The organism is Streptomyces sp. JLBG701, assembly GCF_058544905.1.
In genome coordinates this window covers 11,011,867-11,026,791 of the sequence record NZ_CM178588.1, presented here as the reverse complement: position 1 = coordinate 11,026,791, position 14,925 = coordinate 11,011,867, and the positions used below count along the sequence as shown (strand labels likewise).

13 protein-coding genes and 2 pseudogenes are annotated in these 14,925 nt (G+C 67.8%); 5 read left to right on the top strand and 10 right to left on the bottom strand.

The genetic code is table 11. The features are described from left to right. Window positions 1-86 precede the first annotated feature (86 nt). The gene (locus AC5DRG_RS50500) at window positions 87-938 is read right to left on the bottom strand and encodes an SDR family oxidoreductase (protein WP_491807113.1); all 852 of its coding nucleotides are present in this window, start codon (window positions 936-938) and stop codon (window positions 87-89) included. Between the two features lie 101 nt (window positions 939-1,039). Between AC5DRG_RS50500 and AC5DRG_RS50495 the strand changes: the two genes are divergently transcribed. Next, window positions 1,040-1,615: a TetR/AcrR family transcriptional regulator gene (locus AC5DRG_RS50495; protein WP_491807111.1), complete on the top strand. Its 576-nt coding sequence runs from the start codon at window positions 1,040-1,042 to the stop codon at window positions 1,613-1,615. Between the two features lie 402 nt (window positions 1,616-2,017). On the opposite strand, the gene AC5DRG_RS50490 is transcribed toward AC5DRG_RS50495, so the two are convergent. The 5 genes from AC5DRG_RS50490 to AC5DRG_RS50470 form a co-directional block, all read right to left on the bottom strand. After that, window positions 2,018-2,629 carry a TetR/AcrR family transcriptional regulator gene (locus AC5DRG_RS50490; protein WP_491807109.1) on the bottom strand — a complete coding sequence of 204 codons (612 nt, stop codon included), beginning with the start codon at window positions 2,627-2,629 and terminating at the stop codon, window positions 2,018-2,020. Beyond that, a complete protein-coding gene (locus AC5DRG_RS50485; RefSeq protein WP_491807107.1) occupies window positions 2,629-2,847 on the bottom strand; it encodes a hypothetical protein in 219 nt (72 codons plus the stop codon). Before AC5DRG_RS50485 ends, AC5DRG_RS50490 begins: the two co-directional genes overlap by 1 nt. Before the next feature lie 162 nt (window positions 2,848-3,009). Beyond that, on the bottom strand, window positions 3,010-3,849 hold the full coding sequence (locus AC5DRG_RS50480; RefSeq protein WP_491807105.1) for a helix-turn-helix transcriptional regulator: 840 nt from the start codon (window positions 3,847-3,849) through the stop codon (window positions 3,010-3,012). A 709-nt stretch (window positions 3,850-4,558) separates the two neighbouring features. After that, on the bottom strand, window positions 4,559-4,933 hold the full coding sequence (locus AC5DRG_RS50475; protein WP_491807103.1) for a nuclear transport factor 2 family protein: 375 nt from the start codon (window positions 4,931-4,933) through the stop codon (window positions 4,559-4,561). Between the two features lie 541 nt (window positions 4,934-5,474). Next, window positions 5,475-6,443: an AraC-like ligand-binding domain-containing protein gene (locus tag AC5DRG_RS50470; protein WP_491807101.1), complete on the bottom strand. Its 969-nt coding sequence runs from the start codon at window positions 6,441-6,443 to the stop codon at window positions 5,475-5,477. Between the two features lie 861 nt (window positions 6,444-7,304). On the opposite strand from AC5DRG_RS50470, the gene AC5DRG_RS50465 reads away from it, so the two are divergent. From AC5DRG_RS50465 to AC5DRG_RS50455, 3 genes are read left to right on the top strand one after another with little or no spacing between them, the layout of a single operon-like run. Continuing rightward, window positions 7,305-9,509 carry a glycoside hydrolase domain-containing protein gene (locus tag AC5DRG_RS50465; protein ID WP_491807099.1) on the top strand — a complete coding sequence of 735 codons (2,205 nt, stop codon included), beginning with the start codon at window positions 7,305-7,307 and terminating at the stop codon, window positions 9,507-9,509. A 36-nt stretch (window positions 9,510-9,545) separates the two neighbouring features. Then, window positions 9,546-10,274 (top strand): hypothetical protein, encoded by a 729-nt coding sequence (locus AC5DRG_RS50460; RefSeq protein ID WP_491807097.1) that lies wholly within the window; start codon window positions 9,546-9,548, stop codon window positions 10,272-10,274. Between the two features lie 35 nt (window positions 10,275-10,309). Beyond that, entirely contained in the window at window positions 10,310-10,876 is a 567-nt protein-coding gene (locus AC5DRG_RS50455) for a peptidoglycan-binding domain-containing protein (RefSeq protein WP_491807095.1), read from the top strand. Between the two features lie 124 nt (window positions 10,877-11,000). On the opposite strand, the gene AC5DRG_RS50450 is transcribed toward AC5DRG_RS50455, so the two are convergent. The 4 genes and pseudogenes from AC5DRG_RS50450 to AC5DRG_RS50435 all read right to left on the bottom strand — a co-directional run bounded on the left by AC5DRG_RS50450 (window position 11,001) and on the right by AC5DRG_RS50435 (window position 14,010). Next, window positions 11,001-11,429, bottom strand: coding sequence for a hypothetical protein (locus AC5DRG_RS50450; RefSeq protein ID WP_491807093.1), 429 nt, complete (start codon window positions 11,427-11,429; stop codon window positions 11,001-11,003). Window positions 11,430-11,669: 240 nt separating this feature from the next. Further along, window positions 11,670-12,509, bottom strand: a pseudogene (locus tag AC5DRG_RS50445) (transposase family protein). Window positions 12,510-12,561: 52 nt separating this feature from the next. Next, on the bottom strand, window positions 12,562-13,008 hold the full coding sequence (locus AC5DRG_RS50440; RefSeq protein WP_491807091.1) for a hypothetical protein: 447 nt from the start codon (window positions 13,006-13,008) through the stop codon (window positions 12,562-12,564). Window positions 13,009-13,260: 252 nt separating this feature from the next. Then, on the bottom strand, window positions 13,261-14,010 hold the full coding sequence (locus AC5DRG_RS50435; RefSeq protein ID WP_491807089.1) for an SDR family oxidoreductase: 750 nt from the start codon (window positions 14,008-14,010) through the stop codon (window positions 13,261-13,263). A gap of 250 nt (window positions 14,011-14,260) precedes the next feature. Here AC5DRG_RS50435 and AC5DRG_RS50430 point away from each other — a divergent pair. Then, window positions 14,261-14,657: pseudogene (locus AC5DRG_RS50430) on the top strand (NAD(P)/FAD-dependent oxidoreductase); the annotation flags it as partial. Window positions 14,658-14,925: the final 268 nt, after the last annotated feature.

The window sequence follows — 14,925 nt, the reverse complement described above, 5'->3', positions numbered from 1 at the left end:
GCCGGACTTCCGGACGTCCCAGTTGCGGAGATGCGTAAGGCCGTAGTGGCGGCGAGATTTTCTGACGGTCGTGCCGGTGGGGCGGATCAGTGGGTGAAGGCGACAGATTCAGCGAGACCCTTCTGAGTCTCGAGCGCGGTGAGACGTTCGGTGAGTGCCGCGTGGATTGCGCTATAGGTGTCGGAGCCGAGAGTCAGGCGCAGCGGCGGGCTCGGGTGGCGGGTGGTGTCGTAGATGGCGGCGGCGAGCTTGGCCGGGTCGCCGGTGAAGACGCTCTCGTCTGCGGTTTCCAGGTAGCGCCGGGTCTGGCCGACGGCATTGTCGCGGTAGACGGTCGTTTCGGTGGTGTATTGCAGGGCCGAAGCGAAGCCGGTGCGGGTGGCGCCGGGCTCGACCAGAGTGAGGTGAATGTTGAAGTCGCAGACCTCGCGGCTGACGCTCTCGGTGAAGCCCTCCAGCCCCCACTTGCCCGCGTGATAGGAGCTGTGAGTGGGGATACCGACCTGGCCGCCCACGCTGGAGATCTGGATGATCCGGCCACCGCCCTGCTCACGCATCGGCTGCAGGAAGGCACGGGTGATCACCATCGGCGCGAGCAGGAGGACCTCGATCTGGTCGCGAATCTGCCCGACGGTCATTTCCTCGGCGGCGCCCACAACCGCGTACCCGGCATTGTTGACCACAATGTCGACCGGCCCGGACCGGAGAGTCCTGCCGACCACCTTGTCCACGTCGGCCGGCCGCGTGAGATCGAGGATCTCGACAGTCAGCCGGTCGCCGTACGTCTCGCGCAGGTCTTCCAGAGGTGCCGGGCGGCGGACCGTCGCCGTAACGCGGTCGCCGTTTCGGAGGGCGTGCTCGATGAGATGGCGGCCCAGCCCACCGGAGGCTCCGGTGACGAACCAGTGACGTGAGGCCTTGTCGGAGGGGGCGGGCATGGGAGTCTCCTGAAGTAGAGTGATACCGGAACCTATTCCGCTTAAAGTTAAGCGGAACGGATTCCGGAAAGCAACTGGAATCCGACACCGAAGGAACCCGCATGCCCGCCACGCCCCGCCGCACCAGGAGTGACGCGCTGCAGAACCGGGAGCGCCTGCTGGAGGTCGCCGCGCAGGCCTTCGCCGAGCAGGGGCTGGACACCGCGCCTGCCGCCATCGCCAAGCAGGCGGGCGTCGGTGTCGGCACGCTCTACCGCCACTTCCCGACTCGGGAAGTCCTCATCGACGCCGCCTACCGGCGCCAACTCACCCAGGTGTGCGAGAAGGTGAACGACCTTCTCACCCAGCACCCGGCCGCCGAGGCCACCCGGATGTGGATGGAACACTTCATCCACTACGCCACGGCAAAGAGCGGAATGTCCGAAGCCCTGAACGCGGTCATCGCCTCCGGCATCGATCCATACTCCGACAGCCGCGCACTCCTTACCAACGCCGTCGCCACCCTCCTCACGGCCGGCGCCCGAGACGGAAGCCTGCGAACGGACGTCGCCCCAGACAATGTCCTACTCCTCATGGGTGGCATCGCCTATTCCGTCCAGCACGGCACCAAGGAGCAAGCCCGTCCGCTCGTCGACCTCTTCATGGACGCGCTGACCAAGGACTCGACCGCGAGCTGAGCCCAAGCTCCCGGACCGGCACGCCAACGCGAGCGCAGCCACGGTCAATTCATCTAGTGGCTCCGTCGGCACTCACGAGGTTCTGGACACATGCCGCGCAGCGAGTTCCGAGCGCATTCCGTTAGGAGTTCTTAGCGGGCCGAGGCCATCCACTCCGAGGTCTGCAGCTTCCTTGGTGGTGAACTGCACGGGCAGACCGCTGGCGCTCAGCTAGCCGACAGCGACCGCCGCGCCGAAGAACTGGTTGCTGTGCTCCAGAGCCGGGAGGCGGACGAGCGACTAGAAAAGAGCTGCGGCTCGGTGATGAGGGCGGGGATATACGGGCTCCCCCATGACGCGGAATGCGTGCCGGGCCCGTGCCGGTTAAGGGAGCTGATATTCCGTGGGCGGGTTCTCGACGATTCAGATCTTCAGGATCCTGCCGTCGGCTCGGATGATCCGCCGCACCAGATCCACCCACGTGGCTTGGAGGCGCCCGAGGGGAAACCCGCACCCGGCGTGCAGGTAGTCCGTCGTCTCGAAGTCCGCGAACGCGAGCAGGGCGTGGGCGAGCGTGTCGAGGTCCCCGTCAACTCCGGTCTCTCGCAGGAGAATTGAGGCGTGCTGGTGGAACGCGCGGCCGGTGCCGGAGGCGTGGCGGCGTTCGTGGAGCACCTGGCGTCCCAGCGCGGCGCCCAGGTCCGCGTCGGCGGCGATGCGCTCGATCAGCGCACAGCCGAACGCTTCCAGCCGGTCCCTCGGGGGCGCGCCCGGGCCCAGCGGCGGGGGGCCTTCGGTGTACGCCTGGTGGAACTCGGCCTCTGCCTCACCGAGGAGGGCGAGCAGGAGCCCGTCGCGGTCGCCGAACCGGCGAAAGAGCGTGCCCTTCCCTACCCCAGCCGCCTCCGCGACCTCATGCATCGTCACGTGCTCGGCCCCACGCTTGGCCACCAGGCGGGCGGCCGCCTCCAGCAGCCGGGCACGATTGCGGGCGGCGTCGGCCCGCTCGGCGGCGGTGTCGTCCGGTGCGTCCATCAGGGTGTCCCTGTCACTTGTGCGTACACGCTGACACGCTTCTGTCCTCGACCCGCACCGGGTACACGGGACGGGTCGCCGGCGGGGTAAGGGGGTGGCCGGACCTGCGCCTCGGCCAGGACCAGCGAAACGGGCACGCCCTCCACCTCGAAGCGCCGCGGGGCGCCCTCCTCCAACAGGTCGAACCTGCAGACGTAGGTGTATCCGTTGCTGGGCATCGCTCTCCTCGGGTGCATCGATGGCGCCGGCGGTGTGCCATCCGGTTCACAGGGGTGCATCGGGCGGGCGACGGCGTCCGGCCCGGAGCTGCACGTGTGAGCGTGGCCGATCGCCGAGGCTGACGACTCGGGCCGAGCCGAGACCCAACCCGCTTCAGGAGGTCAGGGCGTGAGCTGCTGGTGCCCTATGACCGAGAGCAGTTCCAGCTTGCTGTGGCTTTCCGTGCCGGGGCGGGTGGTGAGTACCACCAGGGTCTGGGCCCGGTTCTCGGTGAACAGGACCTGGCCGTCGACGTCGATGCGGCCGAGTTCGGGATGGAGGATGGTCTTGCCCTCGTCGTAGCGTTGGGCGACCTCCTGGAGTTCCCACAGGGGGACGAACTCGGGGCTGTGTTCCTGGAGTTCGGCGAGGATCCGGGCGGCTCGGGGGATGTCGCTGCCGGAGGTCAGCGCGACCCGCAGGCGCGCTGCCTGGGCGCGGCCGTGGCGTTCGTGGTCTTCCTCGGGGTACACCAGGCGCTCGGCGGGGTCCATGAACCAGCGGTAGTAGGCGCTGCGGGCCAGGCCGGTATGGCGCGTCTGGTCGCCGAGCAGGGCGATGGCCAGCGGGTTCATCGCGAGGGTGTCGGCCATGTCGGTCAGCACCAGTGCCGGGGAGTCGTCCAGGCGGTCCAGGACCCGCATCAGTGTCGGGCTGACGTGCTCGGAGCGGTGGAAACGGGCCGGGGCGTTGTGGCCGATGAGGCCGAAGAGATGGTCGCGCTCGTCCAGGGTCAGCCGCAGCGCCCGGGCGAGGGCAGTGGTGATCTGGACGGAGGGCTGGGGAGCGCGCTGCTGTTCCAGGCGGGCGTAGTAGTCGGTGGACATGCCGGCGAGCTGGGCGACCTCCTCGCGGCGCAGCCCCTGGGTACGCCTGCGCGCCCCCTCGACCAGCCCGACGTCACGGGGGCGCAGCGTCTCACGCCGCCGACGCAGGAATTCCGCCAGTTCCTTCTTGTCCATGTCCACCATCCTCACCGCTTGCCGCCCGGCTATCCAGAGACCGCCAATCCATGGCTGCGCGCCTGGCCCAGCGTGGCCTCCGGACTGCCCAAGGTCGCAGGCAGGGACCGTCGATCCATGGATGAACCGTCCTCTCCCAGCCGCGCGAAGATGCTCATACAGTCGACGCCGAGGGCGTTCACAGCGAGACGGGCCACATCACGCCGCTGCTGACCAGCCTCTCCCCGACCGAACGGCTGGGAAGACACCGCTCCCATCGACGTGGACTTCCCCGAGGGTTCCTGCGCCTGGCTCTTTGGCCGGTAGCTCCTGCCATCGGATTCCGGATGGGCAGAAGCGGTACCCGCGGCGGCGAGTGCGGCCGCGGCAGACGCGCCGAGAGTCGCGGCGACGGCGGACCGGCGAGAAATAGGGTTCTTCATGGTCATCTCCCGAGGCAAGGGGGACAAAATTGATTCGTGCGAGGCGCCATCAAGGGCCCCCTGAGGCGATCAAGAACTGGTATGGGCTGAGGCAGATGCCGCCTCACCGGGCCTGCGTGACCGGCCGGACAGGTGGGGCGGCATCTGCCGGCGGCCAGTAAAAGGCCGCAAGGACGCACTCGGACGACGTTGCTGAGCGCGACCAGGCCGTCGTCATACGTGCCGTTGGCCTCCGCGAAGAAGGAGTCAGGGTCTCGGATCGGGGCCGTAGCAGATGGCCCTGATGGTCACTTGACCTGTATGACCCGCTTGGAAATGCGCCAGCCGTCGGCCGTGCGGCGCAGCTCGTCGGCGTAGACGGCGCTGACGACGGTGCCGTCGGCGAGGCCCAATGCCTTGGACCGGACCCGAGCCTCGTCGCCCGGCCCCTCCGACACGACGATGTTCGTCGTGTGATGCGCGCTCGCGTGCCCGTCGGCGCTCAGGATGGAAGTGATCGCCTCCAGCCCGACGACCGGGGCGAAGCCGAAGACGCTTCCGTCCCATTCCGCGTCTTCGGTGCGGACCTCGCCGAGGCGGTCCAGCTCGCGGTCGTCCATGAGGTGGCCCCACAGGGCCAGCACCCGTGCTATTTCGACGATGTCTTCATTGGTGGGTTGCATGCCGGATCTTCCTGTCTCCATTGAGCACTGTGCATCGTGAAGTTGCAGTTCACGGGGCTGGTGTGCGCGGGGTTCGGGATGCTCGGGCTGGTCGCGGGCGGATGACTTCGGTGAAGATCGTCGGTCAGCGGGAGACTTCGCGGATCGTCAGGACCAGCAGTCCATGCGGACTACCAGAGGTCCCGCCCCCTTGACAGAGCGCACACGGCCCTAACGCACCGGCGTTTGGCGCCGAGTGGTGTAGCAGCGATCTCCGCATGGCTCCTGGTCATGGAGCGGCCATCGCGCAACTTTCCGAGTAGCGAGCCCGTTGAAGCGAGAGGTGACGCGATAGCCTGGTCTCAGCACTCCACGCCGTGAGGGCAGGGGGTTCGCCCTACGCCGCGAGCGCGTCAGCCGTTCAGCGTGGGCTCAACCGCGCGCGTGACGGCGCCAGGACCACGGAGCTCACGAAACCGGAGAACTGGCACTGGTCGCCTGATCGCAGCCCCAGACCGGGCGTCCAAGGTCGGTCACGCGAAACGCGGCCGCGCGGAGGCCATCACGCCAAGGAGCGGGGGTGGTTCTGGTCGCGCCAGGCCCGAGGCGAGATTCCGTATGCCTGTTTGAACACCTTGCTGAAGTGGGTCGCGTCCATGAAGCCCCAACTCCGTCCTATCGCCGCGATGGTCCGCAGCCGCCCGTTAGGGCCGGCCAGCTCTCGCCTGCATTCGGCCAGGCGGCGTGTGCGGATCCAGTCTCCGAGGCTGATGCCCGACCGGGACAGCACAGCGTAGAGGTGACGCACGGAGATGCCGTGTGCGGCGGCGATCCGTGCCGCCGACAGATCGGCGTCAGCCAGGTGCTCCCGGAGGTATTGAGTGATCCGCAGGCTGAGTGTCGCCTCCAACGGCCCCTTGGCCAGGCTGGAGTTGCCGTGCTGGGACGTCAGGACGGCCCGGAGGAGTTCGACGCTGGGTTCCACGACGGCGTCGGCGTGCACACCCTGGTGCAATTCGTCGCTGACGGCCAGTTGGGAGAAGTAGGTGAAGGCGAGGCGCGCAATGGGGTTGCCGGATCCCAGGGGGACCGCGGTGATGTCTCGTAGCAGCCGGTCGGGGAGCGCGAGTGCCGCGCGGGGGAAACGGATGAAGCGGTGGTCGACTCCCTCGTCGAAGAGAAGTGTGTAGGGAGCGATCGATTCGAAGACGGCGCAGTCTCCCGGCCTCAGCAGGCACTCGCGACCGTTCTGCACCACCACGCTGCTGCCCGTCATCTGCACACCCAGAGTGACGGCCGGCTCCTCGTCCTTCCGGGCGAGCCGCTCCGTGCGACGGAGAGTGACCGCGGTCGCCCGCGCCGCACAGATCCTGATGGGCCCCACGGTGCCGAGCCCTATGCGAACGGAGATGTCCTCAGCCGGCGGACCGTGATCGATGTCGACCGCCACCATGGATTCCCACACCGCGTTGCGGACCACTTCCTCCCGGTCCCGCGGCGGTATGCACGTGGTGTCCAGGACCGGGCTCATGAGGCAGACCCTCGTCTGCATCGGTCATAAAGCCAGCCTGCCAATACCTCGGCCCGTTCCCCCACAAGTCCCCCTCGACACGGACGGTTCGGACATCATTTTGGCTGAATTCGATCTTGCTGTGCAACGGATTCGACGGGCGTACACAGGATCCTCACCTGATGCAGCGTCAACTTGAGGCGGTGCACGACTGACAAAGTTCCCTGCACGGATGACAAAGTCCGAAGCCCACGATGACTCTAAGGTTCAGCAATGTCACGTGTTCGCGTGACATGCCTCCCTCCAGTCCGTCACGCAATTTTCGATACGCGCCGCCCGAGGGCGAATCACGGGCGCTGTTCCAAGTTCTGCGTTCTGCAGAAATGAAGGAGCTGTTTCCACCCAGAACCGACAGGAGGCAGTCGTGCCCGTCTCTGCGGAAACTGACCCCAAGGTGGTCGTCAGCGGCGAGGGCTCGCGCTCGATTTGGCCGACCAACAGGGAGAACCCACCGGGCTGACCCGACGAGGCAACCCGGCCTGCCAAGACCGCACGCCTCGACGACACCGACAGGCTCCTGCCCAACGAACCGAGTCGGGCGGCGACCGCGGACGCGGAGGCATGGTGATCGACCGTGCGCAGGCCCCGCTCCACCAACTGGCCCCGCGCAGCCGGGCGGACGCCCGGAGGCTCCACACCCGGTCCAGTTCGGCAGAGACATTCTGCCCCACCGTTCCGATCCCGGGACTCCTCGCCCAGGCCCCTGACACAGCACGGTGACGCTCGGGCGGGCAGCGGCCCCGCCAAGTCTTTCAACTCCACAGTTCGAGGATGCCCCTCTTTGCCCGGAGTAGGGGACTTGAAGCCGGAAGGTAGACCGTCATGGATGAACTGGTGCTGCGCGCACAGCAGTTCGTGAACAACACATACAGCGACCTGATTGGCACGACGCTTGAGGAGGACGGGCAGACTGGCTGGGGCACGATGTACGCGCTCACCCGCGCGCTCCAGTACGAACTCGGTATCACCAGCCTGTCCGACAGCTTCGGCCCCACCACCCTGAGCACCCTGAGAGCGGCGTACCCGTCGCTCACCGCGGCGACCGTACCGTCGGAGAACTTCGCGAAGATCGTGCAGTCGGCGCTCTACTGCAAGGGGTACGACGGCGGCGAGATCGACGGTGTCTGGGGGCCGCGCGTCACCGCGTCCGTGACACAGCTCAAGCAGGACATGGGCGTCGGCGACGTCGAAGGAGCCGGCCTCACCCCGAAGGTGTTCAAGGGCCTGCTGAACATGGACCCGTACGTGCTGGTGACCTACGGCGACCGGGCCGGCAGCTCGGCCGTGCAGGCTGTCCAGCGCTGGCTCAACGGCCGCTACATCGGCCGCGCCGACTTCTTCGTCATCCCCTGTGACGGTCACCACTCCCGCAGTGTTGCCAAGTCGATGCTGTACGCGATCCAGTACGAGCTGGGCATGGCGGACGGCACCGCCAATGGCGCTTTCGGCCCCGGCACCCAGTCCGGCCTGCGCAGCCACCCCCTGGCTTCCGGTAACAGCGGTGTCTGGGTGTCCCTGCTCACCGCTGCCTTGGTCCTCAACGACCGCCCGGTGGGGTTCACTTACTCCTACGACGCACAGGTCGCGGAGGCAGTCGCGCTGTTCCAGACGTACGTCGCCCTGCCGCAGACCGGCACCGTCGACTTCTCCACGTGGGCGTCGCTGCTGGTCTCCTACGGCGACCAGTCCCGCCCCGGCACCGCCTGCGACTGCATCACCACCGTCACCCCGGCCCGCGCCCAGGCCCTCCACGACGCCGGATACCGGCACGTCGGCCGGTACCTGAGCAACGTGGCCGGCTCCACCCTCAACAAGATGATCAAGCCCGGTGAGCTCGACACCATCGCCGCGGCCGGTCTGAGCTGCTTCCCGATCTACCAGACCTGGGGCGGCAGCGCCGACTACTTCTCCTACAACCAGGGCCTGCACGACGCCCACGACGCCATCGTCTGGGCACGACGACACGGCTTCCAGGACGGCGCCCGCATCTACTTCGCCGTCGACTTCGACGCCCTCGATGGCGAGGTCACCGCCTCCGTCCTGCCGCACTTCCGTGGCGTCCACCACGTGATCACGACCTACTCCCGTTACCGAATCGGCGTATACGGCGCCCGCAACGTGTGTCGCCGCGTCTCGGACGCTGGCTACGCCGACGCCAGCTTCGTCTCCGACATGTCCAGCGGCTTCTCCGGAAACCTCGGCTACGCCTTGCCCGCCAACTGGGCATTCGACCAGATCGCCACCCGCACCGTCGGCTCCGGCGAGGGCGCCATAGAGATCGACAAGAACATCGCCTCGGGCCGCGACGACGGCGAGCGGACCTTCAACCCCGCCTCTTACACCGAGGCCCTCGACGTCGACATCGTCGCCGCCGACCACGAGGCGATGAAGGCCGAGATCCGCACCTACCTCGAGAGTATCGGGGTCCCCGAGACCGGAGGCGACGGCTGGACCGACGACGACTGGATCACCCTCGGCGGCATATCCAACTCCCAGGCCATCGACGCAGTCATCTCCATGGACTGGCTCTTCACCCGTCTGGCCCGCAACCTCCGGCTGCGCAAGGCCCTGGTGCAGGCACCGGTGCTGTGGGAACTGCGGCAGTTCAACCCGCTGGACCCCATAGCCGACGAAGCCTTCAAGGCCGGCCTGAAGGACGACTCCAGCACCGGCTGGGGCCAGATCTTCGGCTGGGTCGCCATCGAGGCCCGCAACTACTGCGTGGAGCAGGGCCTCCTCAATGAGCCGTTGCTGACGCTCGAGGACGACCGCTCCACCGTGTGGACCAGACTCCACGAAGACCCCGAGTACAACATCGAGACCGCGGCCTACCTGACGGTCTACAACGCCTTCCAGATCGGTCTGCCCCGCCCCGGCCTGGACACCTCGGACACCGACAGCGAACGGATCATCGCCCGTTACAACGGCACCGAGGAAGTCATCACCGAACAGTACGGCCGGGACGTCGGCGGCGTGTACCGCGTCATGGAGAGCTACTACGCCCGCCACCGCGCCGCGGCGAACTGACCCCTGCCCACAGCACATCAAGGAAGGAGGCACGACATGACGTACATCAGCAGGCGCACGATGGTGCAGGGCACGGCGGTCCTGGGGCTGGGACTCGCCTCCGGCACCCTCCTCACCGCCCCCACGGCTTCCGCCGCCGACGTGGCAGCCTCCGCAAGCTCCGCAGGAGCCGTGGGCGCCGCGGCGAAGGAACGCCACGTTTCACTCAACGGCTGGGTGATGGAGGAGCAGGCCGACGACGTCTCCACCGTCTGGACCCGCCCCGTCCCTGGCACCGGCCTCACCGTCGCCACCCGCATCGGCAACGTGGAGACCGTTCTGGTCCATCTGCTGCGCCGCCACCACTACGAGATCGACGAGTTGCGCCCCGGCGACGTCACCGGCTGGCAGCACCCGTCAGGCTTCGACCCGGCGACCCCCACCTCCAACCTGGCCTCCGGCACCGCCCTGCGGATCCGCCCCGGCCATTACCCGGCCGGCACCGCCGGAGGCTGGTTCCCGGACCAGCTGACCGTGCTCCGCGACATCCTCGCCGAACTCGACGGCGTGGTCCGCTGGGGCGGGGACAACAAGCAGCCCGACGAGTCCCTGTTCAGCATCGACGTCACCCCCGGCAGCCCCCGCCTGCCCCGCCTCGCCGCCGAACTGCGCGGCTTGAGCGAACACCCGGGGCGTGGAGCCGGCGTCCCCGCCGACCCACTGGCCACCGACCGCCGCGAGGCCGCCGAAGCCCTCGCCCGCCAGCAGCGAGCAACCGCCCGCTGAACCACCTCAACCAGCCCTGAAAGGGTTAAACCAGCATGTCGAGAATCAGTCGCACCATCATCGCCAGCGCCGCCGCTCTGGCATTCAGCATCACCCTCAACACCAGTCCCGCCGCCGCCAGTGTGGGCAACGGGTACATCGACGAAAACGCTGGCGCCCAGAACGACTTCTCCGACGAGGCCACGCTCTGGTCGGGCAGCTCCTACTGGAACAGCAACTCCGTGGGAGTGATCCAGGCAATCCTCTACGCGGAATTCATCATTGATGCCCCGGATGTGGACTGCGCCTATGGTTCGACCACGACGTGGGGTGTCAAGCAGCTGCAGGAGAGGCTGGGGTTTACAGGCAATGATGTCGACGGCGTCGTAGGCCCGCAGACCTGGCGCAAGCTGGACGACCGCCTCATCGAAGGCAGCAACTACAGCGACAGCATGCAGCGCATCCAATACCGCAGCACAATGGGTCTAACCACCAACCTGTTCCTGCGGGCAAGGCACAGCGGCGGCACGTACATGTTCATGTACTACGGCGGCTACTTCGGCGGCAGCACAGGCTGGAAGCAAGCCCTGTACCGATCGCTGTCCGGTCGCGAGTGCAGCTGACCATTTCGCCCCGCCCCTGACTCGCATTCCGCCCGTTCAAGCCTCCGCCGGGGACCATCCACAAGCCAGTGAGGGGGGATGGTTCCCGGCCGCCAGGGCCAACCCGTGTGTGACCTACGACCTGCTACCGAAGAACATCGAAGGCACCCGCGCAAAGCTGAAACGCCTGGTCAAACTCCTCGCTGAAGTCGATGCCGACGCCTTCGCCAAGAGGTAGCAGCCGACGAACGCCCTGGCCAGCAGCCGTGCCCCAGAGAAGAGACCAGCGCGGCGTTTCCGCGCCGCCTACCTGCCGGACCCGCTCCGGCACCTCGGCGTGGAGTGCGGCCAGGCCGCCCGGCGGCAGGGGCACGGGACTGCCGGTCAGTGTGTACCACTCGTCGGCATCCGTGTACCGGATCATGATGCTCGCGCAGCCGTCGGACACGAGACCGGTGGCAACGGTCAAGTCGCCGGGGATGACGCCGACCTCGTCGGTCATCGCCCCGCCTGACCCCGCTTTCACCTCGTCAACCAGCCGCTGCGGCCCGGCCGTATCGCCGTGTCCACTCATGACGCGCAAGTGTCCAGCATTTCGGTGAGTGTGTTCTTCTCCGCTTCGGTCACCGCCAGCTCATAGGTCGCTTTCACCGAGGTCCAGGCCTGCACGTACACGCACCAGTGGGTCTTGGACGGCGGCTGCCACTCGTCTGGGCAGTGCACGTCGTGAAGTTGCTGGTCACGGGTCTGCTGTGCGTGGGATGCTGACTGCTCGCGCTGGTCGCGGGGGGATGACCTCGGTGAAGGTCATCGGTCACCGAGTGACTTCACGGTTCGTCAGGACCAGCAGGGCCCTCACCAGCGCGGTCGCCCACTTCGGGTCGGTGCGTACCTTGCCGAGCACGCGCCAGTTCTTGAGGTGGGCGAAGCCGTGCTCGACCGGCGCCCGGACGGCCGCCAGTGCCGTGTTGGACAGCTTCTGACCTCACGTCAGGGGCCGGTTCCGGGCGGCCTTGTAGCCGGTGATCACCGCCGGGTCGGCGTCGGGGCCTCCGTGGTCGAGGCCGACGAATCCCAGGTCGGCGATGGCTCCGAGCCCGACTTCCCGCAGTTTCCGGGTGAGCTTGTCGTGCCGGCAGGCGGTGATCTCCGAGGTGCGCCCGGGGCGGGCCGCCGAGATCCACAGCAGTCGGCCCCGGTCGTCGGTGAGGGCGATCACGAGCAGGCCGTGGCATTTGTTCTTGCCGGAGTAGTTCTTCCGGTTTTCCTTCCCGGTTCTGCGCCGGGTACGGATCACCGATCCGTCCAGCAGTACGATGCCGCCGCCCATTCGGGCGATCTTCTTCAGGGCCCGGTCCAGCCGTGGGGCGCGGGCGGCGAGCAGGCCGACGACCTCCCGGACCCATCGGGTCACGGTGGTGCGGTGCACTCCGTTGCCGTCGGCCAGGTCGCCGGGCCGCTGGTCACAGCGCAGCACTGCCAGCACGATGGTGGCGATCTTCCCTGCGGGCAGGGCGCGCCACCGCGAGCCGATCTATTTGAGGTGGCCACGTATCAGGTCGGCGAGCCAGTTCAGGGTGGCACTCGACAGCGGCAGGCGGGCGGTGTAGACAAGGCCGTCAGGGCCCTCGACGGAACTGTTGTTTTTCGTCACACAAACTCAACTGCCGTCGGGGACCCGTCAGTTATGGGCGCGCCCCGCGCGACTACGGACGTGCCGTGAACCGCCCGTCGCCCCGCTTGTGCAGCCGGCCGCGGTCAGCGAGCTTGGTCATCTTCGCCCGCAAAGGTTCCAGCTTGCCGCGCACCGAGGCGTCCAGGCCCAGCCGCTCGCCGACCGCCCTGACCTGCACCGGGCCGTCGGCCTCCCGCACGATCGCCAGGATCTTGCGGTAGTCGCCGGGTAGCGCGCCCTCGTCGGCCGCGTCGCTGCGGTGCGGGATGAGCAGGACTGCCCGCCCGGCCACCTGCGCCGATACCGGAGCGACAGCCCCGGCGTCGGCCCGGGCCTGCTCGGCCAGGCGGTTCAACACCCGCTCCGCGAACGCCAGTTCATCCCGCTCGGCCTGGACCTCCTGGAGTTGCTTGGCCAACTCCTCGGCGAGGGCGTCCGGTTCGCTCCGGCGGGCGGTGATCCGCTGCCGCTCCTGCATCACGCGCGCCCTCCCGCGTTCTCACGGCGTGCCGACCTGCTGACGGATCGTAGGCGGGGGGCCGGTCGTGGGCGCAGCCGAACCCGGCATCCCGCCGGAGCCGGACCTGCCCGATGATCTACGCCATAGTCATCGGCCGCCGACCGGCACGAGGACCCAACTCGCCATTCACACCAGACCCGTGACCTGCGACTTCACGATGCACACCGCTCATTGCGCAGGGAGGAAACGAGTGGCTGGGGGCGACGTCGCTCAGACGCCGCTGAGCATGGCGAGGACGTTGTCGTACTGGCCGTTGGCCTCCGCGTCGCGCACGAACCTGGCACGCTCCACGACAAGCTCCTTCGCGTCGGGCTTCTCGCGCAGCAGGTCGAGGGTCTCGGTGAGGAAGTCGTCCAGCGGCATGGAGCTCTCGTCGTCCTGCTGGCCCAGCAGGGTCGTGCGCACCCCCGGCGGGGCCACCTCGATCACCTGGACGCCGGCGTCGGCCTGCGCGAGCTGCACGCGCAGGCTCTCGGAGAAGGAGTGCAGCGCGGCCTTGGTCGCGTTGTAGGTCGGGGTGATCGGCAGCGGTACGAACGCCAGCGCGGAGGTGACGTTCACGACGGCCGCGTCGTCCTTGCCCACCAGCAGCGGCAGGAAGGCGTACGTCACCCGGATCGTGCCGAGCAGGTTGACCGTGACGTGGTCCTCGGCGACCGGGAGCGAGGCCGGGTCGAGGAGGTTCTCCCGCAGCATGATGCCGGCGTTGTTGACCAGGATGTTCAGCTCCGGGTAGCTCGCCGCCACCGTTTCACGGGCCTGGGCGATCGAGTCGGGGTCCGCGACGTCGAGGACGAGCGCGTCGATGCCCGCGTGCTCGGCCGTGATCTCGTCGAGCAGCTCCTTGCGCCGACCGGCAACGATCACCTTGTTGCCGGCCTCGTGCAGGCGCAGGGCCAGGCCGAGCCCGATGCCCGAGGTGCCGCCGGTGATCAGGATCGTGTTGCCGGTCATCTTCATGGGGATCTCTCTCCTTCGCTACGGCGGGCCGGTAAGCGCCCGCATCCTCGACCGTAGGAGCGCCCGCGCAGGGTCGGGAGAGGAAGGTTTATCCATGGATCGGCGGTCTCTGTCTGGTGCAGGCCGGGTGGCCGGCTGTCGCGCCGGCCCAATAGACGAGCGCACCGGTCACACCCAGCGGAAACGGCATCGCTTCGGCATCGCGGCATTCGGGACGGTCCTGGACGCGCCCACGCTGCGCGGTCAACGAGTCCACCGCCGCTCCACCCTGTGTGCCTCCCAGGTCAGGCAGAACCGCGCCTTCGCCGACTACAAGATCTCCTTCGCTTCGACAGCGAGATCGCGGAAATAAAGGAGCAGGACGGCGAACTCGCCGGCGTCAGGCCGCGCGATGTCTTCAGCGGCACGACGCGAGACCTCGACGTGACGGGTCTGTTCATCGCGACCGGCCACGACCCACGGACCGAACTGTTCAAGGACCAGCTGGACCTGGACGAGCAGGGGTGCCTGGCGGTCGGCGCTCCCTCGACGCGTACGAAACTTCTCCGGCGTCTTCGCCGCAAGCGACGTCGTCGACCACATCTACCGCCGGGCCATCACGGCCGCCGCTAGCGGCAGCCCTGGACGCCGAACGCCACCTCGCCGCGCCGGAAGCAGTTCGACACCATCAACGGTGTCTGCGAGTCCATGGTCGTAGAGACGGCCTCGTTGATGAGCCGTCAAAAGCCGCTGTTGGCTACGTCCGTTCGCGCGCAGCCTCGCCTTTGAGATGCTGGGTGGTGGTGCGCAGCGGTTGCCGGAGGTCGCTCGGGGCGGACGGGCCGGGCTACGGTGCCTGCGCCTGGCTGAGGTCGGGCAATGCGCGGGCGGAGCCGGGATAATTCCACGGTGTCGACAATGGCCTCGAAGCCGTCC

Excerpts from the sequence above, each read along its gene's own strand:
- AC5DRG_RS50500 (WP_491807113.1), bottom strand. The coding sequence starts at position 938 with ATGCCCGCCCCCTCCGACAAGGCCTCACGTCACTGGTTCGTCACCGGA.
- AC5DRG_RS50495 (WP_491807111.1), top strand. The coding sequence starts at position 1,040 with ATGCCCGCCACGCCCCGCCGCACCAGGAGTGACGCGCTGCAGAACCGG.
- AC5DRG_RS50490 (WP_491807109.1), bottom strand. The coding sequence starts at position 2,629 with ATGGACGCACCGGACGACACCGCCGCCGAGCGGGCCGACGCCGCCCGC.
- AC5DRG_RS50485 (WP_491807107.1), bottom strand. The coding sequence starts at position 2,847 with ATGCCCAGCAACGGATACACCTACGTCTGCAGGTTCGACCTGTTGGAG.
- AC5DRG_RS50480 (WP_491807105.1), bottom strand. The coding sequence starts at position 3,849 with ATGGACAAGAAGGAACTGGCGGAATTCCTGCGTCGGCGGCGTGAGACG.
- AC5DRG_RS50475 (WP_491807103.1), bottom strand. The coding sequence starts at position 4,933 with ATGCAACCCACCAATGAAGACATCGTCGAAATAGCACGGGTGCTGGCC.
- AC5DRG_RS50470 (WP_491807101.1), bottom strand. The coding sequence starts at position 6,443 with ATGAGCCCGGTCCTGGACACCACGTGCATACCGCCGCGGGACCGGGAG.
- AC5DRG_RS50465 (WP_491807099.1), top strand. The coding sequence starts at position 7,305 with ATGGATGAACTGGTGCTGCGCGCACAGCAGTTCGTGAACAACACATAC.
- AC5DRG_RS50460 (WP_491807097.1), top strand. The coding sequence starts at position 9,546 with ATGACGTACATCAGCAGGCGCACGATGGTGCAGGGCACGGCGGTCCTG.
- AC5DRG_RS50455 (WP_491807095.1), top strand. The coding sequence starts at position 10,310 with ATGTCGAGAATCAGTCGCACCATCATCGCCAGCGCCGCCGCTCTGGCA.
- AC5DRG_RS50450 (WP_491807093.1), bottom strand. The coding sequence starts at position 11,429 with ATGAGTGGACACGGCGATACGGCCGGGCCGCAGCGGCTGGTTGACGAG.
- AC5DRG_RS50440 (WP_491807091.1), bottom strand. The coding sequence starts at position 13,008 with ATGCAGGAGCGGCAGCGGATCACCGCCCGCCGGAGCGAACCGGACGCC.
- AC5DRG_RS50435 (WP_491807089.1), bottom strand. The coding sequence starts at position 14,010 with ATGAAGATGACCGGCAACACGATCCTGATCACCGGCGGCACCTCGGGC.